The following is an 18,047-nucleotide window of genomic DNA, read 5'->3' as shown; positions in this document are numbered from 1 at the left end:
GTTGCGCCTACAGCAACCCGAACCGCGTCAGATCGGTGCGCAGCGTCGCCGCGTCCTCGAACAGCAGGCCGTGGATGCCCACCGCATTGGCCGCCGCGACGTTGTCGGCGCGGTCGTCGATGAACACGGCTTCGTTCGCCGCCACGCCGAACCGATCGAGCGCGAGGTGGTAGATGGCGGGATCGGGCTTGGTCAGCAACTCATCGCCCGAGACGACGATGTCGCGGAAGCGATCGAAAATGTCCGCCTCGCGGTCGCGAAACGGTGGCCAGAACTCGCCCGAGAAATTGGTGATCGCGTAGAGCGGCACGCCGCGCGCATCGAGCTGCTCGACCAAGTCGCGCATCCCCGGCAGCATGTCGCCGAGCTGCTCGATGAAGCGCGGCCCCCAGGCAGCGATCAGATCTTTATGCTGCGGATACGCGGCGGCAAGCTCCACCGATGTCTCGGCGAAGGGGCGGCCAGCGTCATGCTGGAAATGCCATTCCTTGGTCGCGACATCGCGCAGGAACGCATCGAGCGCCCGATCGTCGTCGATCAGGCGCTCGTACAGGAACCTTGGGTTCCAATCGAACAGGACATTGCCGACGTCGAAGATGACGACGCTTTTGTTAGATTCAGGCGGCACCGGCCCGCTCCCCCACCCGGCCACCCACAGAATATTCTGGATGGGCGGCCGGGTGGGGGAGCGGGCCGGTGCCGTCTTCCAACAAATCAGCCCTGGCGGGCCTTGAAGCGGCGGTTGGTCTTGTTGATGATATACGTGCGGCCGCGACGGCGGATCACGCGGTTATCGCGATGCCGGTCCTTGAGCGACTTCAGGGAATTGCGGATCTTCATGATCGATTCGCTTCTTGGTTCAGGGGTTCGTGAAAAGAGGCGCTCGCCTATAGTCGCACCCCTTCCAAGTCAAGGCGGCGCGGCCGGTAAAAATCTCGTGCCGCCGACACATTGCTGACAAATCCGTGGCGCTCAAGCGGGATACGATCAGCCCACGCGAGCGTTCCACAAGGGTAACGAGCGCGCTCGTAAGGTAAGGACAACAAGACCATGAAAGCCTTCATCACAATGGCGGTGGCCCTCCCCGCGCTGGCGCTGGCGGGATGCGCGACGACGAGCGGCGGCCCGGTGCAGGTGACGCGCTTCCACCTCGGCGCGCCGGTGGTGACGGGCACGCTCGCGGTGGAGCCGATGGCAGGCGGATCGCCAGCCAGCCTCGAATTCAAGACCTATGCCGCCGCCGTGCAGACCGAATTGCTCAATTACGGCTATACCGCACCGCCCCCCGCAGACGCCGGCCAGTTCCTCGCCGTGGTCGGCTTCACGCGCACCACGGAGGAAGACGGCCCGGCCCAGCGCTCTGGCGTGTCAATTGGTCTCGGCGGTGGCGGCTTCACCGGCGGCGGACGGCGTGGCGGCGGCGGTGGTATTGGCCTCGGCGGCGGCATATCGTTCCCGATCGGCAAGCCCAAGCAGCATTATGTGATCCTCACCGAGCTGTCGGTGCAGATCAAACGCCGCAGCGATGCGACCGTGGTCTGGGAAGGCCGCGCGCGCACCGCAGCACCCGAAACGGCGGCGGCAGCGCAAGCCGACGTCACCGCGCACAAACTGGCGAATGCGCTGTTCCGGGGCTTCCCCGGTGAATCGGGGCGCACTATCACGGTGCGATGAACATCAGCATCAACGCCGCTTTCGACAGCGGCAATATTCGTGTCGTCGGTATCGACGGCGATGTCTTCACGCTGGAAATCGTCACCGACAAGCATAGCGATTTCTACCAGTGGTTCCATTTCCGCGTGGCGGGCGCGAAAGGCCGCGCGCTCACCTACCGGATCGTCAACGCCGGCGGATCGGCCTATCCGCCGGGCTGGCCGGGCTACAAGGTGCGGACGAGCACCGACCGCGAGACGTGGCGGCTCGCGCCGACCCGCTATGCCGATGGCACGCTGGAGTTCGGCTCGGACGGGACCAGCGATCTCCTGTGGTTCGCCTATTTCGCGCCATATACGATGGACCGGCACGATGCCCTGATCGCGCGGATGGCGCGCGAATCCGGCGTCACCCACCGCGAACTCGGCCAGTCGCTCGACGGGCGCGCGATCGATTGCCTCACGCTCGGCGAGGGGCCGAAGCCGGTGTGGCTCTACGCCCGCCAGCATCCCGGCGAGACGATGGCGGAATATTGGGCCGAGGGTGCGCTCGAACGCCTCACCGACACTGCGGACCCCGTAACGGCGGCGCTGCGCGAGAAGGCGACGTTCCACATCGTCCCTAACATGAACCCCGACGGCAGCTTCCGCGGCCATTTGCGCACCAACGCGGCCGGGGTGAACCTCAACCGCGAATGGCACGCACCGACGCCGGAAAAGAGCCCCGAAGTGCTGTGCGTGCGCGACGCGATGGACGTGACCGGCGTCGCCTTCGCGATGGACGTCCACGGCGACGAATCGATTCCCGCCAATTTCATCGCCGGGTTCGAGGGCATCCCCAACTGGACCGACACGCAGGGCGAAAACTTCTACGATTTCCAGCGCCGCCTCACCGCGCACACGCCCGATTTCCAGATGGAGCAGGGCTATGGCAAATCGGCGCCCGGCAAGGCCAACCTCACCATGTCGACCAACCAGCTCGCCAATCGCTTCGGCGCGGTGGCGATGACGCTGGAAATGCCCTTCAAGGACCATGACGCCAACGCCGACGCAGAGTTCGGCTGGTCGCCCGAGCGGTGCAAACGGCTGGCGGGATCGTGTCTGGAAGTGCTGGCGGACATGATCGACGGGATTTGAACCCGGCCTACCCTCCCCCTCACCCGTTCGTGTCGAGCGAAGTCGAGACACGCTGCGCAGCGCTTGAGGCATGTCCCTCGACTTCGCTCGGGACGAACGGTGTGGAGTTCGGCCGACGCGGATAAAACTAAAGCTCAGCCCAGCGGCCAGCGCGCGACGGTATCGTAGCGCGCGCCCGCGCTACCGAGCGTGCTTTCGAACAGGATGAGGTGCTCCATCACGAACGGCGCGCTCGCCAAACCCGCCTGTGCCGCGCGCCAGCGTTCGATCTCCACCGGATCGGCGCTTCGCGGCAGCCGCGCCAGCGTGATGTGCGGCAGATAGGCGCGGCCCTCGGGCGGCAAACCCAGCCGCACCAGCGCATGATCGACCTTACGGTGGAGCGCGGCCAGCGCGTCATGCGGGGTCAGCCCAGCCCATAAAGCGTCGATCCGTCCGCGCCGGTCGAACGCGCCGACCCCTGCCACCGAAGTCGTAACCGCACCGGCATGGACATGGCCGAGTTCGACCGCGATATCCTCGGCCATCCGCCGATCCACCTCGCCAATATAGCGGATCGTCAGGTGCAACTGGTCGTCATCCTGCCACCGCGCGTCGGCGATACCGTGCATCGCGTCGGCGAGTTGCAGGCGGATCGCACGCGGCGGGCGGAGAGCAACAAAAAGTCGGTGCATGGCAACACATCATTAACAGAAGACAACAACATCTGGATCAGGCGGAATTGCTTGAAAAGCCCCTCGCAAACGCCGATATTCGCGGAGAACCGGCACATGGCCGGTCCAAGGAGATGTACTACAATGGCCAACTGGTCTGATCCCCGTCCCGGCGCAGCCCCCTTCGGGGCGGACTCGGCGGCGCGCGCAGGCGCGTTCGACGCGGGTCTGCGCCGCTATATGTTGTCGGTTTACAACTACATGCTCTCGGGCGTGCTGCTCAGCGGCATCGTCGCGCTCGGCTTCGTCGCCAGCGGCATGGCCGCGCAGGTGTTCGGCGGCCCCGGCCTGCTCAAGTGGGTCATCAGCTTCGCGCCGCTCGGCTTCGTGTTCGGCATGAGCTTCGGCGGCGGCCGCATGTCGGCTGGCGCGATGCAGGCGATGTTCTGGGGCTTCGCGGTCGCGATGGGCCTGTCGCTCTCGACGATCTTCCTGGTCTATTCGCCGATCGCGATCGCGCAGGCGTTCTTCGCGGCGTCGGCTGCGTTCGGTGGCCTCAGCCTCTACGGCTACACCACCAAGCGCGACCTGTCCGCGATGGGCACCTTCCTCATCATGGGCTTGGTCGGACTGATCGTCGCCAGCCTGCTCAACCTGTTCTTCCGCTCGGGTCCGCTCGATCTGGTGATCAGCTTCGTCGGCGTGCTGATCTTCGCGGGCCTCACCGCCTACGATACGCAGCGCACCAAGAGCATGTATGCGCAGGTCGCGGGTACGGGTGCCGAGCAGCATGCGATCATCATGTCGGCGCTGCGCTTGTACCTCGACTTCATCAACATGTTCCTGTTCATCCTGCGGCTGTTCGGCAGCCGCAACTAAGCGGCGCCACATTCGCCTGATATCGGCGTCTGATATCGGGAAGGCCCGGCGGAGCGATCCGCCGGGCCTTTCGCTTGCTCAAAAGGGATCACGATGCGCCTCAAGATCGACATCGAACTGGACTATGATATCGATGGCGCAACCGACATGCTGCTGCTGGTGCAGGCGGCGGCGATGGCGGACCAGCAGCTCGAATATGACAATCTGCTGGTTTCCAGCAACGAGCCGCTCCGCGCGATGCCGGGCGCGGACGATGTCGGTGTCCGCTGCTGGGCGCTCGCGGAAAACCGCTTTCACGCCACCTACCAGGCCGTCGTAACCCTCGATCGCGAGGATGTCGCGCTGGCGTCGCTCGGCGAGACCGCACCCCGGCTGCTCCCGCCCGAAGCGGTGCCGTATCTGATGCCGAGCCGCTATTGCGAGTCGGACCAGTTCCAGGGCTTTCTCGAACAGACCTTCGCCGGCCTGCGCGGCGGGGCGCTTGCGGCGGCACTCACCGAATGGGTCGGCGATCATCTCACCTACACCTCAGGCAGCAGCACCGGCGCGACCACCGCGCTGATGACCTTCGCCAACCGTCAGGGCGTGTGCCGTGACTATGCCCATCTGCTCGTCGCGCTCGCCCGCGCCGGCGGCATTCCGGCGCGCTGTGTCTCGGCCTATGCGCCGGGCGTGGAGCCGCCCGATTTCCACGCGGTCGCCGAACTGTGGCTCGACGGCGCGTGGCGGCTGGTCGATGCGACCGGCATGGGCAGCGCGCGCGATCTGGTGCGGATCGCCGTCGGCCGCGACGCCACCGACATCGCCTTCATGACCACCTTCGGCGCCGCGACGCTCAACCAGCAGCAGATCATGGTCGTGCAGCTCGACGAATAAGCCGCTGGAACGCGGCCCGCGTTTCGATCGTTCTCCCCGCGTAACCGATAGGAGAACGGTAATGACCGAGGACGATACGCCAGTCGATCAGGACGCCGACACCGGCGCGCATGTCCACGATCCGCGTCAGGATGCGGGGCAGGACGAATCCATCGCCGCACGCCTTGAGCGTGACCCGGCCAATGCCGAAGCCAAGCTCGATCGCGGCCTCGACGAGTCGATGGATGCAAGCGACCCGCCCTCGACCACCCAGCCCAAGAGCAGCGACGCACCGCCGGCATCCTCCGGTTATGACGAGGAAGCGGAACGCAAGCTGCAACGGGAAAAGTCCGCCTGATGCCCTCCCGCCCCTGCCGATCGCGGCAGGGGCGGAAGACTCACGCACGGTACGACAATAGATCGTTACTCCGCGTTCGCGGGAGACCTCGGCCCGACACAGGACTTTCCGCTTCGACGCGGCACCGCGCACGCGAAAAATGTCACCGCCGTTACCGTAAGATTACGGATCGCTCTCCGTTCGTCGCAACCTTTGTTGCATCGCAACAGATTATATGATGCGATGTGAATATCGGGAGACGGCGCGTTCAGCATGGCCTCAACCATCTCGGCGCATCCTCTCCCGGTTCAACGGTCGAGCGGGGTGGATTTATGGGTGCGCGCAGAAAGCCGGCTAATGGTGCGGTCACGCTGGCGGAGATGAAGGAATTCGCGGGGTTCTCCTCGGCGACGCAGCGCTATGTGCGCCGCTCGCTCGATATCGGGCTGGACCGCGACGATGCGATGACCCGCTGGTCACGCGACGTCGTCGAGGCGGCGAGCATCCGGGCGCAGGCCCGGCTCTACAGCCGCCTCCCCGACATCCGGCTGATGATCCCCGACGACAGCGGCCTCGATGCGATCGAGCCGTTCCTCGCCCCGCTGATGACGGTGACGGCGTTCGATCTCGGCCAGGGGCGGCTTACCACCTTCTCGGCCTATCGCTTCCTGTACGAGCGGCTGATCGGCGCCGAGGTGCGGCCGTGGCTGCCCGCCGCCTTCTGCTCGGCGGCCGCGCTGCCGCAATTGCACCCCGATCTGCGGCGCAAGCTGCTCCAGTCGATCAGCGAAGCCGCCGCGACCGCCTCGGGCTGGTCGAACCGGCAGCCGGCCTTCTATCCGAAATGGGTCGAAAAGGTCGAAGCCAACGCAGTGCGGAACTGAACCTCCTCCCCTCCCGGGTGCGGGAGGGGTCGGGGGAGGGCCTGTCCAACAACGTGCGGATGGTTGACAGCCCCTCCCCTAACCCCTCCCGCAAGCGGGAGGGGGACAGACCTCACCGGCACGCGCGCCAGCCCATCGCGCCGCGTGCCGCCTGATCAAGATGCAGATGGTTACGGTGCGCTGCGTTATATTCGGGCGACAGCACGGTCGAGAACAGCCTGCAGGCACCGTTACGGACCGTGTGGAGGAAAGTCGCGCGCGGGCCGTCGCCCTTCCAGTCGTCGCTCAGCGTGATGCGCGTGCCGTCCGCCAGCCGGAACGCCGACACGTCGATCGCGTCGGCGCTGCCATGTTCGCTCAGCGTCGTACTGCTGCCACGCATCGGGCGGCAATTGTAGGTGCCGAGTTGCTCGATCGCGACCACCGGCGCGCCCAGATAGCGCTGCGCGGCGGGCTGGACGATGTTCCACTCCCACATCGCCAGCCCGGCCGCGACCGGGCACGCCATCACCGGATCGGCCGGCGCGAGCGCGATGCGCCGCGCACCGCCCGCCGCGAGGCGCAGCCCATCGCTATAGCCGCAGATGCCGTCCTTGATCGGCGGCGCGGTCTCGAACCGCACCCCAGCCTCGGCGAGCAGTTTCTCGCATTTCGGCCCTTTGTCGTGCAGCCCGGCAAGCTTGCGGCCAGTGAACAGCCCGACCGGCTGGCTCAGGTGCAGCGGCGTCCACGGCAGATCCTCCGGGTTGCTGCGCAAGCCGGCGATCGCGGCGAGGATCAGCACGAGCAGCAGCGCCGCGATCAGCATCGCCAGCGCGGCGCTCCGAAACGCCGCCATCACCCGCGCTTCGCGCTCGCCAACGGCTCGGACGTCACAGGATAGCCGAGATCGGCGGGGATGCAGAGGTGCGGGACCCCGGCGCGATCCTCGATCCAGGATGAAACGGTGCGGATCGGATATGCCCAGGCATCGGCGCGAGCGTGCGCGAAATCCCGATATTGCGCGAGCCGTTCGAGATTGCGGCGGGTCGGGAAGATCACATGCTGCCGCCCCGCCGTAGCCTCGTCGATCACGCCTTGCGCGCTCGCCCAGAAGACGCGGGTGTTCTCGGTCGCATCGACCACCGGCTCCGGCGCACCTGCCGGGAGCGCGGCGAGATAGAAGCGCGTATCGAACACGCGTCGCGCCCGGTGTGTCGGCACCCAACGCGCGAATGGCACCAGCGCCGCCGGATCGACGGTCAAGCCGCCCGCGTGCAACGCCGCACCGAGCGCCACGCCATCGCGCAACGCCGCCCGCAACCCCGCGAGCGCCGCCGCATCGGGCATCGGCGTTATGCCGACCGGGACGCCCGCTTCCTCGATCGTCTCACGGATCGCGGCGATGCGCGCGGCGATGTCTTCAGCGTCACCGTCGAACCCCGCCGCCAGCGCGTGATCGCCGGGATCGACTCGCCCGCCGGGAAACACCGTCGCGCCGCCCGCGAACGCCATCGCCTTGGCACGCTCGACCATCAGCAACTCCGGCGCGGCACCGTCCCGGTCGCGAAAGATCACCAATGTTGCGGCGGGGACCGGGGTTTGCGGATCATCCATCGCAGCCGATCTAGGGCGGCGCACCCCGCACGGCAATCCGCGCGCGTCTACTCGACCTCCGCAGTGCCGGCGCGCGTCTCGCCCAGTCCCCAGATCGTCACCAGCAACGCCATCGCCACCACCGCCATCGTATACCACAGCCCCGAATAGGGGTTGCCGGTGCGTGCGATGATGTACTGGCTGATGAACGGCAGGAACCCACCGAAATAGCCGGTGCCGATATGATAGGGGATCGACATCGAGCTATAGCGGATGCGCGGCGGGAACATCTCCGACAGCAGCGCGGCGACCGGCCCGAAGGTCATGCCCGACAGCGCGCCCAGCATCAGGATCGCTACCAGCATCACCGCGATGTTGCCGATCGACGGCACCACCTTGTCAAGCTGGTAGCCGGCCTGGGTCAGCGCCGCGTCCAGCCCTGCCCGGCTGGTATCGCGCACCGCCTCGCCACCGATCAGCACCAACGTCACCGGGGTATGCGCCTTGCGGTACGGCACGCCCTTCTTCGAGAAATAGTCGAGCAGCTTGCCGCACGCGTCGGCCTGTTTCGCGGCGAACGGATCATAGGCGCAGTGCGGCCCCGACACGACCACCGGCGCGCGGCGCGACGCCTCGGCCAGCGCCGGGTTGGCCGCGCTGCCCATCATCCAGTAGATCGGGAACAGCAGCACCAGCGTCGCGGCATAGCCAACCACGATCGGCGTCTTGCGCCCGATCCGGTCGGACAGCCAGCCGAACAGCACGAAGAACCCCAGCCCGCTCGCAGCACCCACGCCGATGATGATCTGCGCGGCGGTATCATCGACTCGCATCGTGCCGAGGAACACCAGAACGCTGAACATCGCAGTGTACCAGATCACGGTCAGCCCGGCCGAGATGCCGAACAGCGCCACGAAAATCCGCTTGAGGTTGCCGGGAAAGGTGAAGCTCTCGACGAACGGATTGCGAGCCGTCTCACCGCTTTCCTTCATCGCGCGGAACACCGGGCTCTCAGAGAGCTTGAGCCGCATCCACAGCGAAATCGATAGCAACACCAGCGAGAACACGAACGGAAAGCGCCAGCCCCAGTCCGCCCACACCGCCGCCGGCATCAGCGCCTTGGCCGACAGCACCACGATCAGGCTGAGCAGAAAGCCGCCGACCACGCTCGCCTGGATGAAACTGGTGTAGAAGCCGCTCTTGCCCGGCGGCGAATGCTCCGCGACGTAGATCGCCGCGCCGCCATATTCGCCGCCCAGCGCCAGCCCCTGCAAGATCCGCAAGCCGATCACGATCGCCGGCGCGAGCAGCCCGATCGACGCGCTCGACGGCACCAGCCCGACCCCGGCGGTCGCCAGCCCCATCAGCGCGATCGTGACGAGGAACGTGTATTTGCGCCCGAGCCGATCGCCCAGAAACCCGAACAGGATGGCGCCCAGTGGCCGAAACCCGAAACCGACCGCGAAACCCGCCCAGGTCAGCAGCGTCTGCACCGTGACGTTGTCGGTCGGGAAATAGGCCTGGCCGATATATTTGGCGAGCGTGCCGTAGATGAAGAAATCATACCATTCGAACATGGTGCCGAACGATGATGCGGCGATGACACGCTGAATGTCGCGCCGCGTCGGCTCGGGCGTCCCCGCGTCTGCTGCTATCGTCGCCACGTCCGCGTCTCCCCTGCCCGCACGGATATTTAACGGCGCGCGCGGCGGCGGCAAGCGGGCCACAGCAAAAAGGGCCGCTGATCCGGCGGATCAGCGGCCCTTTCATGGTGGGCGTGGCAAGGATTGAACTTGCGACCCCTGCGATGTCAACACAGTGCTCTACCACTGAGCTACACGCCCACGCGCTTGGCCCGTAAGCCTTGCGAGCCGCGCCCAATAGCGAGGGTTCGCCCCTCACGCAAGCACGGTTTGTCAGAAAAATCAGGCGCCGCTCACGCGCTCCATCTCGAACATGCGGTCCACCTCCAGCACGAGGTCGCGCAGGTGGAAGGGTTTGGAGAGCACGCGCGCCTGCGGCACCGCGTTGCCGGCCTTGAGCGTGACAGCCGCGAAACCGGTGATGAACATCACGCGCAGATCGGGCGCGATCGCGCCGGCGCGCTGCGCGAGTTCGATGCCGTCCATCTCGGGCATGACGATATCGGTCAGCAGCAGGTCGAAATGTTCGGTCTCCAGCAGCGGGACCGCCGCCGTGCCGCGATCGACCGCGCTCACCGCATAGCCCGAGCGCTCCAGCGCGCGCGTGAGGTACTCGCGCATCACGCGATCATCCTCCGCCAACAAGATCCGTATCATCGCGTTTCGCCCAAGCCCTTCGATCGGCGTCTATGCGCAAAGCCCTTAACATTTTCCAGCCGCGATCCCGCGATTGCGGTGGCCTGCGGCGGCGCGTAGGCTCGGCTGGATGGCTCAGGCACTTCCGTCCTTCGATCTGTACGGCACGGGCGCTCCGGCCAGCCCGATCGTGCTGTCGGTGCCGCATGCCGGGCGTGACTATCCGCTGGCGATGCGTGCGGCGCTTCGCGTCCCCCCGGAGGCGCTTGTAGGCTTGGAGGATCGCCACGCCGATGCGCTCGCGCTGGCGGCACGCGGCAACGAGACGATGATCGTGCAGCGCCGCGCGCGCGCCTGGATCGACCTCAACCGCAGCGAGCAGGAGCGCGATCCCGCGATCGACACGGGCGTGTCCGCCAAGTCCATGCCTGTCGCGACCGCGAAACTGCGCGGCGGACTCGGGCTGATCCCGCGCCGCACCGCCAGCACTGGCGAAATCTGGCGGCGCAAGCTCGATGGCGAGGAAGTGACCGCGCGGATCGTCGGGGATTACCGGCCGTATCACGCCGCGCTGGGCGGGCTATTGGAGGCCGCGCGGGCGCGCTTCGGCGTGGCGGTGCTGCTCGACGTGCATTCGATGCCGTCGCTTGGCGCGGGGCAAGCGCGGCTGGTGATCGGCGACCGCTTCGGCCGCGCCGCGCCCTCGCGGATGGTCGCGCGGATCGAGGCCGAGGCTCATGCCGCCAACGTGCCGGTCGCGCTCAACGTGCCCTATGCGGGCGGGCATATCATCGACACGCATGCCAGCCCGGCGCACCACATCTTCGCCGTGCAACTGGAGTTCGATCGCGCGCTGTACCTCGATACCGCGCTCGACCGCCCCGGCGGCGGGCTGATCGCAACCGCCGCGTTGCTGCGGCGGATCATCGCGGTGGTCGCCGAGGAAGCGCTGCCGAGACCGAATGCCATCGCGGCGGAATAACGCCCTGCCCGCATACGACCCTACCGAACAGTTCGCACCAAGACATAAAAAAACCACCGCGTGCGGAGCACGCGGTGGCCAAGGTTCAGGGAGGAGATACGCTGAAAGCGTATCGCATGGCCTCGCGAAAGGGGGGACACGAAGCCACGCAACCGCAATATAGGCAGGGGGTATGGGGGCTTCAAGGCTAAAAAATCACATTGCGACGAATGACCGGAAGCGGCGGAAATCTTACGGTTTTGTGACATATTCACGCCCCGCTCACGCTTGCGCGACTATGATGCAGCGCCGCGTGACGCGCGATCCGCCGCCAAACAAAAATGGGCTCCCGCACATGCGGAAGCCCATTCGTGAAAACCCGGTCGTAAAGCGGGGCGGAGTGCGCCCCGCCCCACTCAGCTCGCGAACTGCGGCAGCGGCACCTTGCCCATGCGGTTCTGGCGGTCGAACACCTGCGGCATGAGCTGCAGCGAGAAGAGGTGCGCGTAGAGCAGCGGCAGCATGCCGTTCTTCTGGATTTTGCGGAGCTGGTCGCCGCGCAGCTCGTTGAGCTTTTCCTCGTTCACCATCTGGAAGCCACGATAGACGAACGGCTGCGGCGCGCCCTCGGGCTGGATCGAAATCTCGCCTTCCATCAGCAGGCCGAGTTCACGCAGTTCGCGCATGAAATTGCCGGTGCGGGCGCCGGCTTCTTCGAACATCTCGTTGAACTGGAGGATGTTCTGGACGATCGCGGTCGGCTTGCCGTCCTCGAACAGCGGCTCACCCTCGTCGAACGCGCCGATCACGTCGGCGGTCGAATCGAAGCACAGCGACAATTCCTGCGCATCCGGGGTCAGCCGGGCGAGCATGAACGGATAACGGCGGACATAGGCCGGCACGTAGGTCGACGGATCGCTCAGCTTACCCTCGTCGTCGATGAAGACGTTGACGCCCTCGTTCAGGCCCATCAGCGCGATCGGAACCGGCTCGTCGCCGGCGGTGAAGACGATCGGCATGCTACGCTGAACGTGTATGAACTCATCGACCGTGACCGGGATCGCGTGCTGGTTAACGAGGAACGGCGCGCTGTCGATCTGGCGCAGCTTGAACGCGGCATGCGCCCCGCTCGAAAGCGGCTCGAGTGCGTTGTAGAACAAGGGAAGCGAAGCTTGTTGCGGCGCGCTGGCCATAGATCATCTCCAAAAGGACGTGAAAGCGGGCCTAAAGCGAGCGCGCCGATTGGCGGTGGCCTCTATGGCGCGCGCGGGATCGGCGCAAGCGCGACGAGCTTGCCGGGGTTCATAATCCACCGTGGATCAAGCGCACCCTTGATCGCGCGGAGCGCCGCGAGCCGCGCCGGCGCCGACAACCGTTCGAGTTCGTGGAGCTTCATCTGGCCGATACCATGTTCGGCGGAGATCGATCCGCCCGCCGCGACGACGAGATCGTTGACGAAGCGGGTGATCGCGGGTCCGTCCCCGGCATACCAAAGCGCGGGATCGGCACCGGCGGGCGCGCGGACGTGGAAATGGACGTTGCCATCGCCGAGATGCCCGAACGCGGAGGCGCGGACGCCGGGAAAGCGCGCCTCGCACGCCGCCGCCGCTTCGATCATGAAGCGCGGCATGTCCGCCACCGGCACCGATATGTCGTGCTGCGCGGCCGGGCCGCTGGCGCGTTCGGCCTCGGACAGCGAATCGCGGATTCGCCAGAACGCTTCCGCCTGCGCCTCGCTCGCGGCGATCACCGCGTCGGCGACCTGACCTTCGGCGATGGCCGGGGCGAGCAGCCGTTCGAGCAAGGCGGCGGGCGCTTCCTCCTGCGCGTCGCTCGCGGTCGCTTCGATCAGCACGTGCCAGCGATGCGTGCCGGCGAGCGGCGCGCGCGTGCCGGGAATGTGATCGAGCACGAGCTGCAGCGAATCACCGGGGATGATCTCGAACCCTTCGATAGCCTGAGTCGCCGCCTCCAGCCGGCGCAGCAGCGCGAGCGCGTCGGCGGGGTCGGCGACCGCAACCCACGCCACCGCGCGATCTGTCGCGGCGGGCACCAGCCGCAGCGTGACCGCCGTGATGATGCCGAGCGTCCCCTCGGCGCCGATCAGCAACTGGTTGAGATCATAGCCGCGATTGTCTTTTTTCAGCGCCGCCAGCCCGGCATGCACGCTGCCGTCAGGCAGCACCGCCTCGATGCCGGCGACCAGTCCGCGCATCGTGCCGAAGCGCAGCACCTGCGTGCCGCCCGCGTTGGTGGAGGTCAGCCCGCCGATCGTCGCGCTGCCGCGCGCCCCGAGGGTGAGCGGGAAGCGCCGGCCCTGCTCCCCCACCGCCGCGTGCAGATCGGCGAGGATCACGCCGGCTTCGGCGACGGCGAGGTTGTCCGCCGCCGAGATCGCGCGGATGCGATTCATCCGCCGCAGCGACAGGATCAGCGCAGATCCATCCGCAGGCGGGGTGGCGCCACCGACCATCGAGGTGTTGCCGCCCTGCGGCACCAGCGGCACGCCTTGCGCATACGCCAGCGCCAGTATCGTCGCGACACCCTCGGCAGTGTCGGGCGCGAGGATTGCGGGGGCATGGCCGTGGTAGCGCCCGCGCCAGTCGCTTTCCCACGGCGCGATATCGTGCCGGTCGGTGACGACCGCCTTGTCGCCGAGCGCGACGCGAACCGCCTCGACGAGCGCGGACTGTGCTGTATTCATGGCAAAGGTGCCTATCATGTGCGCGTTCCGCTCGGCAATCGCGGAGACATGAGCGGCGGTGCGAGTTCATCATCCGTTCAAGCGTTTACGCTAACCTGAAGAGGTCCATGCCGAATCCGGTCACTTCCCTGCTCGCGTTGCTCGCGCTCGCCCCCGTCGCGGCGGCGGACCAGCCGCGTGACGCGCCGATCGAGCGGATCGAGATGGCGCAGCTCACTTTTCATTCGCGAATCGTCATTCGCATTCCACGCATGATCGATCCGCGTGCGCGCGAACGCGCGGAGCGGCCGGTGCGGCTGCAGGAAAAGCGCGGGCCGAAATGCGTGCCGCTGACCACGCTCGACCGCGCGGTCATCACCGGACCCGACAGCATCGATCTGCTGCTGGAAACCGGCGAGCGAATCCGCGCCCGCTTCGACGACCATTGCCCGGCGCTCGACTTCTATCCCGACCTGTATCTGCGGCTGCCCGACGACGGCCTGCTATGCGCCGGGCGGGACGCGATTCGCTCGCGATCGGGCGGCGTGTGCCCGATCGAGACCTTCCGGCGGGTCGTCGAAAGGTGACAACCGGCGTAATCGTTCAATCGGTGACTCGCGAATCGGCGGGCTAAAGCAGGCCGAGGCGGCTCAGATAATATTGACCCACTCCGCGCCCAATCAACAGTTGCCCAGGTCCGAGTTTTCCGGCCACATAGGCAACACTAACCGCAACGGAGCTGAGGACGGAAACTGCCGCTAGCGCCGATACGAGCCAAGGTCGTGCCATCGCATCTCTCTGTCGGATCATTGCCAACCCCGAAAACGCGAGAAACTCGATGAGCGGGTAGAAATCCATGCGATACCGAAAGCACATGCTGATCGCGGTCAGCATGAGCAGCGGGGGGATGGCAAGGCCCGCAGCGATCGCGCCACCTTGCGCGGCGCCTAGCCTCCGCTGCCCCAACCAGCGGACCAGCGCAACACCACCGAGCGCGAGGAGAAGGGGATCGGTCAGCAAAAAGCTGCTCGGCGGTAACTCGGCTGCGTCGATTAGACGGAAACGCGTCGCTTCGAATAAAAGCTGTCCGTCGCTGCCGTGCAGCACCCAGACCGGCAAGAAATAGTAAATGATTCCAAATGGGATTCGCACGAAATTGAAAAGCCCATATGCTGCGGTGCGCGCCAAGCGATCAGGATATTTGAGGTTGAAAAGATAGTATTTATAATCGGCGAAAGTCAGTGGATCGCCCCAGCGGGCATAGTTGACCCACGCGGTCGCGATGCCGGCAACCGCAAGCACAATAAGGGGTCGCATCGACTTGCGAATTTGTTCACGCAAATGTGCGCGGTTGCTGACGGCTTCAACGAAAAGCAGCAAGCCGAATGCTGCGATGAGGCCGATGCCGATAGACACGCGCGTGAGCAACGCCGCCCCCGCCGCCGACGCCATGACCAGCCGCTCGCGCTCACCTAAACCCTGATGTTGTGCCACAATGGCCGCTGCTACGAACACAGCGCTGAACAGGCCCGCCCAAAGGCACACTTCCTGATAGATGCTGAACCTGAGGAAGCACATTTGTGCTCCCGACAGCGCGATGACTAAGTACATTGCTCGTGCGAGCGGACGTGGCACCGTCGGTCGATTGCGCAAAACGAAGCGCACCGTCCAGATCTTGACCGCTCCCATCCAAAAAAGCGCGACCGCGCAATACGGAATAGTGAAATTGATCAGTCGCCATTGCGGCAGTATGATTATCGGCAGCCGCAAGATAGCCGGTACTGGCCCCCAATAGGCATAGACACGGCCGTCGCGAGCGAACCCTTCTTTCCCGACAATCGCCGGATCGACATCGAACCGCCCGTGCATCAGATGATCGAGCATCGAGTTAAAGGTGCGTGAAACCGGACCTGTAGTGGGGAGAAAATGCGGCACGATCAGTACAAGTGCATAACAAACCAACACGCTCGCCGCGAGTTTTAACCTTGGCCAGCGGAGCCATGCCCCGACCCACGTAGCGCTCAGGCCCAAAAAATTCCTCCACATGCGCGATCCCCCGGTACGATGATGGCGCTTGAACAAAATTGCGTCCGCTGTGAAGGGCTCTGACATTGATTTGTAGGCATTGCTTTTCCAATGTTGGAAAATTGGTTTTGTTACGTTAATGCAAACAAAACTCAAACGTCATGCTTTAAACATATGAATTATCTAAAATATAATAAAATAAAATATCGATATATGAGAATATTCTACAAAAAATTAAATTACACTTCAAATAATTATAAGTATTTCTATTAAATGCAACGATGGTGAAAACTTAATGAAAATATTTAGCGCCCCCAGAAAAACCATTTTAATTTTTTCCGCGATGATCCTTTGGTCCATAGTCGTAGCAGGACTAAAACTCGCAGAACTTTTTTAGCGAATAAGCATCGAAATCGGCACGCTATTACATTCGCGACCGGACTGATTCGCTGGAAATCAAGCGATTTCGATTTAAGGATTCATTGAAAATACCAAACAAGGGCATCACAATTTTCTGAAAAACAATTCTCTGGATGTCGATCCGGTTGCCTCCCCTAAGCCGACAGCTCAAAATACGTCACTGCCAAACACCTCTTTCCTTGACATTTGCGCGCCAATCCGCAAGCGCTAGACGGGCCTGTAGGCGCTATCGCCCCGCGGCGCGTTAATATCCGGAACCTTCATGACCTTTGCCGATCTCGGCCTTTCCGACGAACTTCTCGCAGCCGTGACCGAGTCCGGCTATACCGAGCCGACTCCGATCCAGGCGAGTGCGATCCCGAGCGTGCTGATGATGCGCGACATCATCGGCATCGCGCAGACCGGCACCGGCAAGACCGCGTCGTTCGTGCTCCCGATGATCGACATCCTCGCGCACGGCCGCAGCCGCGCGCGCATGCCGCGCTCGCTGATCCTCGAACCGACGCGCGAACTCGCCGCGCAGGTTGCCGAGAATTTCGAGAAATACGGCAAAAATCACAAACTCTCGATGGCGCTCCTGATCGGCGGCGTGTCGATGGGCGACCAGATGGCCGCGCTCGAAAAGGGCGTCGACGTGCTGATCGCCACGCCGGGCCGGCTGATGGACCTGTTCGGGCGCGGCAAGATCCTGCTCACCGGCTGTTCGCTGCTGGTGATCGACGAGGCCGACCGGATGCTCGACATGGGCTTCATCCCCGATATCGAGGAAATCTGTACCAAGCTGCCACCGCAACGCCAGACCCTGCTGTTCTCGGCGACGATGCCCCCGGTCATCAAGAAGCTCGCCGATAAATTCCTGAGCAATCCCAAGATGATCGAGGTGGCGCGCCCGGCCACGGCGAACACCAACATCAAACAGTGGCTGGTGCCGGTAACAGCCTCCAAGAAGCGCGAAAAGCTCGAGGAACTGCTGAACGCGGTAGATGTGACGACCGCCATCATCTTCTCGAACCGCAAGACCACTGTGCGCGACCTTAACAAGGTTTTGCAGCGCGCCGGCTTCCGATCCTCGGAAATCCACGGCGACATGGAACAGGCGCAGCGCATCGCCGAACTCGAACGCTTCAAGAAGGGCGAGGTCAATGTCCTCGTCGCCTCCGACGTCGCCGCACGCGGACTCGACATCAAGGGCGTCAGCCACGTCTTCAACTATGACGCGCCGTGGCACCCAGACGATTACGTCCACCGCATCGGCCGCACCGGCCGCGCCGGCGCGACCGGCGTCGCTTTCACCTTCGCCACCGCCGACGATGCCGAGAATATCGAGAATATCGAGAAGCTCACCGGCATGAAGATCGAGCGCTTCGAAGGCGCGATCGACGAAGCGCATGCCGAGGGCGAAGGCCCCCGCAAGCGCTCGCGCGGCAAGAAGGCCGAACCGAAAGCCGTTGCTGCTGCTCCGAAAGCGGAACCCGTCGCGGCAGCCGAACCCCGTGCGGCCGAACCGGCTCGCGAAGCACGCGCGCCGCGCGAGCAACGCCCCGCTCGCGAGGAACGAACACCGCGCGACACGCGTCCGCCCCGCAACGACAACGCCCCGCGCCGCGATCGCCGCGAACCGGATGACGGCCCCGACGATGGCTGGAACGGCCCGATGCCCGACTTCCTGATGGCGCGCATCCCGCTCTGATCCCAGTGGCGGGGCGC

Annotated in this window: 19 protein-coding genes and 1 tRNA gene; 9 read left to right on the top strand and 11 right to left on the bottom strand. The window is 64.9% G+C overall.

Annotated elements, in window-relative coordinates; genetic code table 11:
- Positions 1-7: 7 nt before the first annotated feature.
- Complete coding sequence (locus EWE75_RS11850) at positions 8-628, bottom strand: HAD family hydrolase (protein WP_130157671.1); 621 nt, start codon at positions 626-628, stop codon at positions 8-10.
- 86 nt (positions 629-714) lie between these two features.
- On the bottom strand, positions 715-840 hold the full coding sequence (gene ykgO / locus EWE75_RS11845; RefSeq protein WP_069205031.1) for a type B 50S ribosomal protein L36: 126 nt from the start codon (positions 838-840) through the stop codon (positions 715-717).
- Between the two features lie 210 nt (positions 841-1,050).
- Between ykgO and EWE75_RS11840 the strand changes: the two genes are divergently transcribed.
- Both EWE75_RS11840 and EWE75_RS11835 read left to right on the top strand, forming a co-directional pair.
- Positions 1,051-1,674 (top strand): DUF4136 domain-containing protein, encoded by a 624-nt coding sequence (locus EWE75_RS11840; protein ID WP_231708325.1) that lies wholly within the window; start codon positions 1,051-1,053, stop codon positions 1,672-1,674.
- Entirely contained in the window at positions 1,671-2,789 is a 1,119-nt protein-coding gene (locus tag EWE75_RS11835) for a M14 family metallopeptidase (protein ID WP_130157669.1), read from the top strand. The genes EWE75_RS11840 and EWE75_RS11835 overlap by 4 nt, the downstream gene beginning before the upstream one ends.
- 134 nt (positions 2,790-2,923) lie before the next feature.
- On the opposite strand, the gene thpR is transcribed toward EWE75_RS11835, so the two are convergent.
- The gene (gene thpR, locus EWE75_RS11830) at positions 2,924-3,463 is read right to left on the bottom strand and encodes an RNA 2',3'-cyclic phosphodiesterase (RefSeq protein WP_130157667.1); all 540 of its coding nucleotides are present in this window, start codon (positions 3,461-3,463) and stop codon (positions 2,924-2,926) included.
- Between the two features lie 123 nt (positions 3,464-3,586).
- Here thpR and EWE75_RS11825 point away from each other — a divergent pair, with 123 nt between their 5' ends.
- The 4 genes from EWE75_RS11825 (at position 3,587) to EWE75_RS11810 (ending at position 6,397) form a co-directional block, all read left to right on the top strand.
- Positions 3,587-4,321 (top strand): Bax inhibitor-1/YccA family protein, encoded by a 735-nt coding sequence (locus EWE75_RS11825; RefSeq protein WP_130157665.1) that lies wholly within the window; start codon positions 3,587-3,589, stop codon positions 4,319-4,321.
- 93 nt (positions 4,322-4,414) lie between these two features.
- Positions 4,415-5,197, top strand: a complete 783-nt coding sequence (locus EWE75_RS11820; protein ID WP_130157663.1) for a transglutaminase-like domain-containing protein — start codon at positions 4,415-4,417, stop codon at positions 5,195-5,197.
- Between the two features lie 61 nt (positions 5,198-5,258).
- On the top strand, positions 5,259-5,534 hold the full coding sequence (locus tag EWE75_RS11815) for a hypothetical protein (protein WP_130157661.1): 276 nt from the start codon (positions 5,259-5,261) through the stop codon (positions 5,532-5,534).
- A 311-nt stretch (positions 5,535-5,845) separates the two neighbouring features.
- Entirely contained in the window at positions 5,846-6,397 is a 552-nt protein-coding gene (locus tag EWE75_RS11810; RefSeq protein WP_130157659.1) for a hypothetical protein, read from the top strand.
- A 112-nt stretch (positions 6,398-6,509) separates the two neighbouring features.
- Here EWE75_RS11810 and EWE75_RS11805 read toward each other — a convergent pair whose 3' ends face one another.
- The 5 genes from EWE75_RS11805 to cpdR form a co-directional block, all read right to left on the bottom strand.
- Positions 6,510-7,235: an extensin-like domain-containing protein gene (locus EWE75_RS11805; protein WP_130157656.1), complete on the bottom strand. Its 726-nt coding sequence runs from the start codon at positions 7,233-7,235 to the stop codon at positions 6,510-6,512.
- Positions 7,235-7,993 (bottom strand): NUDIX hydrolase, encoded by a 759-nt coding sequence (locus tag EWE75_RS11800; RefSeq protein WP_130157654.1) that lies wholly within the window; start codon positions 7,991-7,993, stop codon positions 7,235-7,237. The genes EWE75_RS11805 and EWE75_RS11800 overlap by 1 nt, the downstream gene beginning before the upstream one ends.
- Positions 7,994-8,040: 47 nt before the next feature.
- Positions 8,041-9,636 (bottom strand): MFS transporter, encoded by a 1,596-nt coding sequence (locus tag EWE75_RS11795; RefSeq protein WP_282432689.1) that lies wholly within the window; start codon positions 9,634-9,636, stop codon positions 8,041-8,043.
- 105 nt (positions 9,637-9,741) lie between these two features.
- A tRNA-Val gene (locus tag EWE75_RS11790) sits at positions 9,742-9,816 on the bottom strand.
- An 81-nt stretch (positions 9,817-9,897) separates the two neighbouring features.
- A complete protein-coding gene (cpdR, locus tag EWE75_RS11785; protein ID WP_130157652.1) occupies positions 9,898-10,272 on the bottom strand; it encodes a cell cycle two-component system response regulator CpdR in 375 nt (124 codons plus the stop codon).
- A 109-nt stretch (positions 10,273-10,381) separates the two neighbouring features.
- Here cpdR and EWE75_RS11780 point away from each other — a divergent pair, with 109 nt between their 5' ends.
- On the top strand, positions 10,382-11,233 hold the full coding sequence (locus EWE75_RS11780; protein WP_130157650.1) for an N-formylglutamate amidohydrolase: 852 nt from the start codon (positions 10,382-10,384) through the stop codon (positions 11,231-11,233).
- Positions 11,234-11,628: 395 nt separating this feature from the next.
- On the opposite strand, the gene EWE75_RS11775 is transcribed toward EWE75_RS11780, so the two are convergent.
- The gene (locus EWE75_RS11775) at positions 11,629-12,405 is read right to left on the bottom strand and encodes a SapC family protein (protein ID WP_130157648.1); all 777 of its coding nucleotides are present in this window, start codon (positions 12,403-12,405) and stop codon (positions 11,629-11,631) included.
- Between the two features lie 62 nt (positions 12,406-12,467).
- Positions 12,468-13,916, bottom strand: a complete 1,449-nt coding sequence (locus EWE75_RS11770) for an FAD-binding oxidoreductase (RefSeq protein WP_130157646.1) — start codon at positions 13,914-13,916, stop codon at positions 12,468-12,470.
- A gap of 107 nt (positions 13,917-14,023) precedes the next feature.
- Between EWE75_RS11770 and EWE75_RS11765 the strand changes: the two genes are divergently transcribed.
- Positions 14,024-14,482: a hypothetical protein gene (locus EWE75_RS11765; RefSeq protein WP_130157643.1), complete on the top strand. Its 459-nt coding sequence runs from the start codon at positions 14,024-14,026 to the stop codon at positions 14,480-14,482.
- 43 nt (positions 14,483-14,525) lie between these two features.
- Here the strand turns inward: EWE75_RS11765 and EWE75_RS11760 are convergent, their stop codons facing one another.
- The gene (locus tag EWE75_RS11760) at positions 14,526-15,926 is read right to left on the bottom strand and encodes a hypothetical protein (RefSeq protein WP_130157641.1); all 1,401 of its coding nucleotides are present in this window, start codon (positions 15,924-15,926) and stop codon (positions 14,526-14,528) included.
- Positions 15,927-16,602: 676 nt separating this feature from the next.
- On the opposite strand from EWE75_RS11760, the gene EWE75_RS11755 reads away from it, so the two are divergent.
- Entirely contained in the window at positions 16,603-18,030 is a 1,428-nt protein-coding gene (locus EWE75_RS11755) for a DEAD/DEAH box helicase (protein ID WP_130157639.1), read from the top strand.
- Positions 18,031-18,047 lie beyond the last annotated feature (17 nt).

Origin of the sequence: Sphingomonas populi (assembly GCF_004208535.1) — a bacterium.
Taxonomy (GTDB): domain Bacteria; phylum Pseudomonadota; class Alphaproteobacteria; order Sphingomonadales; family Sphingomonadaceae; genus Sphingomonas; species Sphingomonas populi.
This window is presented reverse-complemented; position numbering and strand designations above follow the sequence as displayed.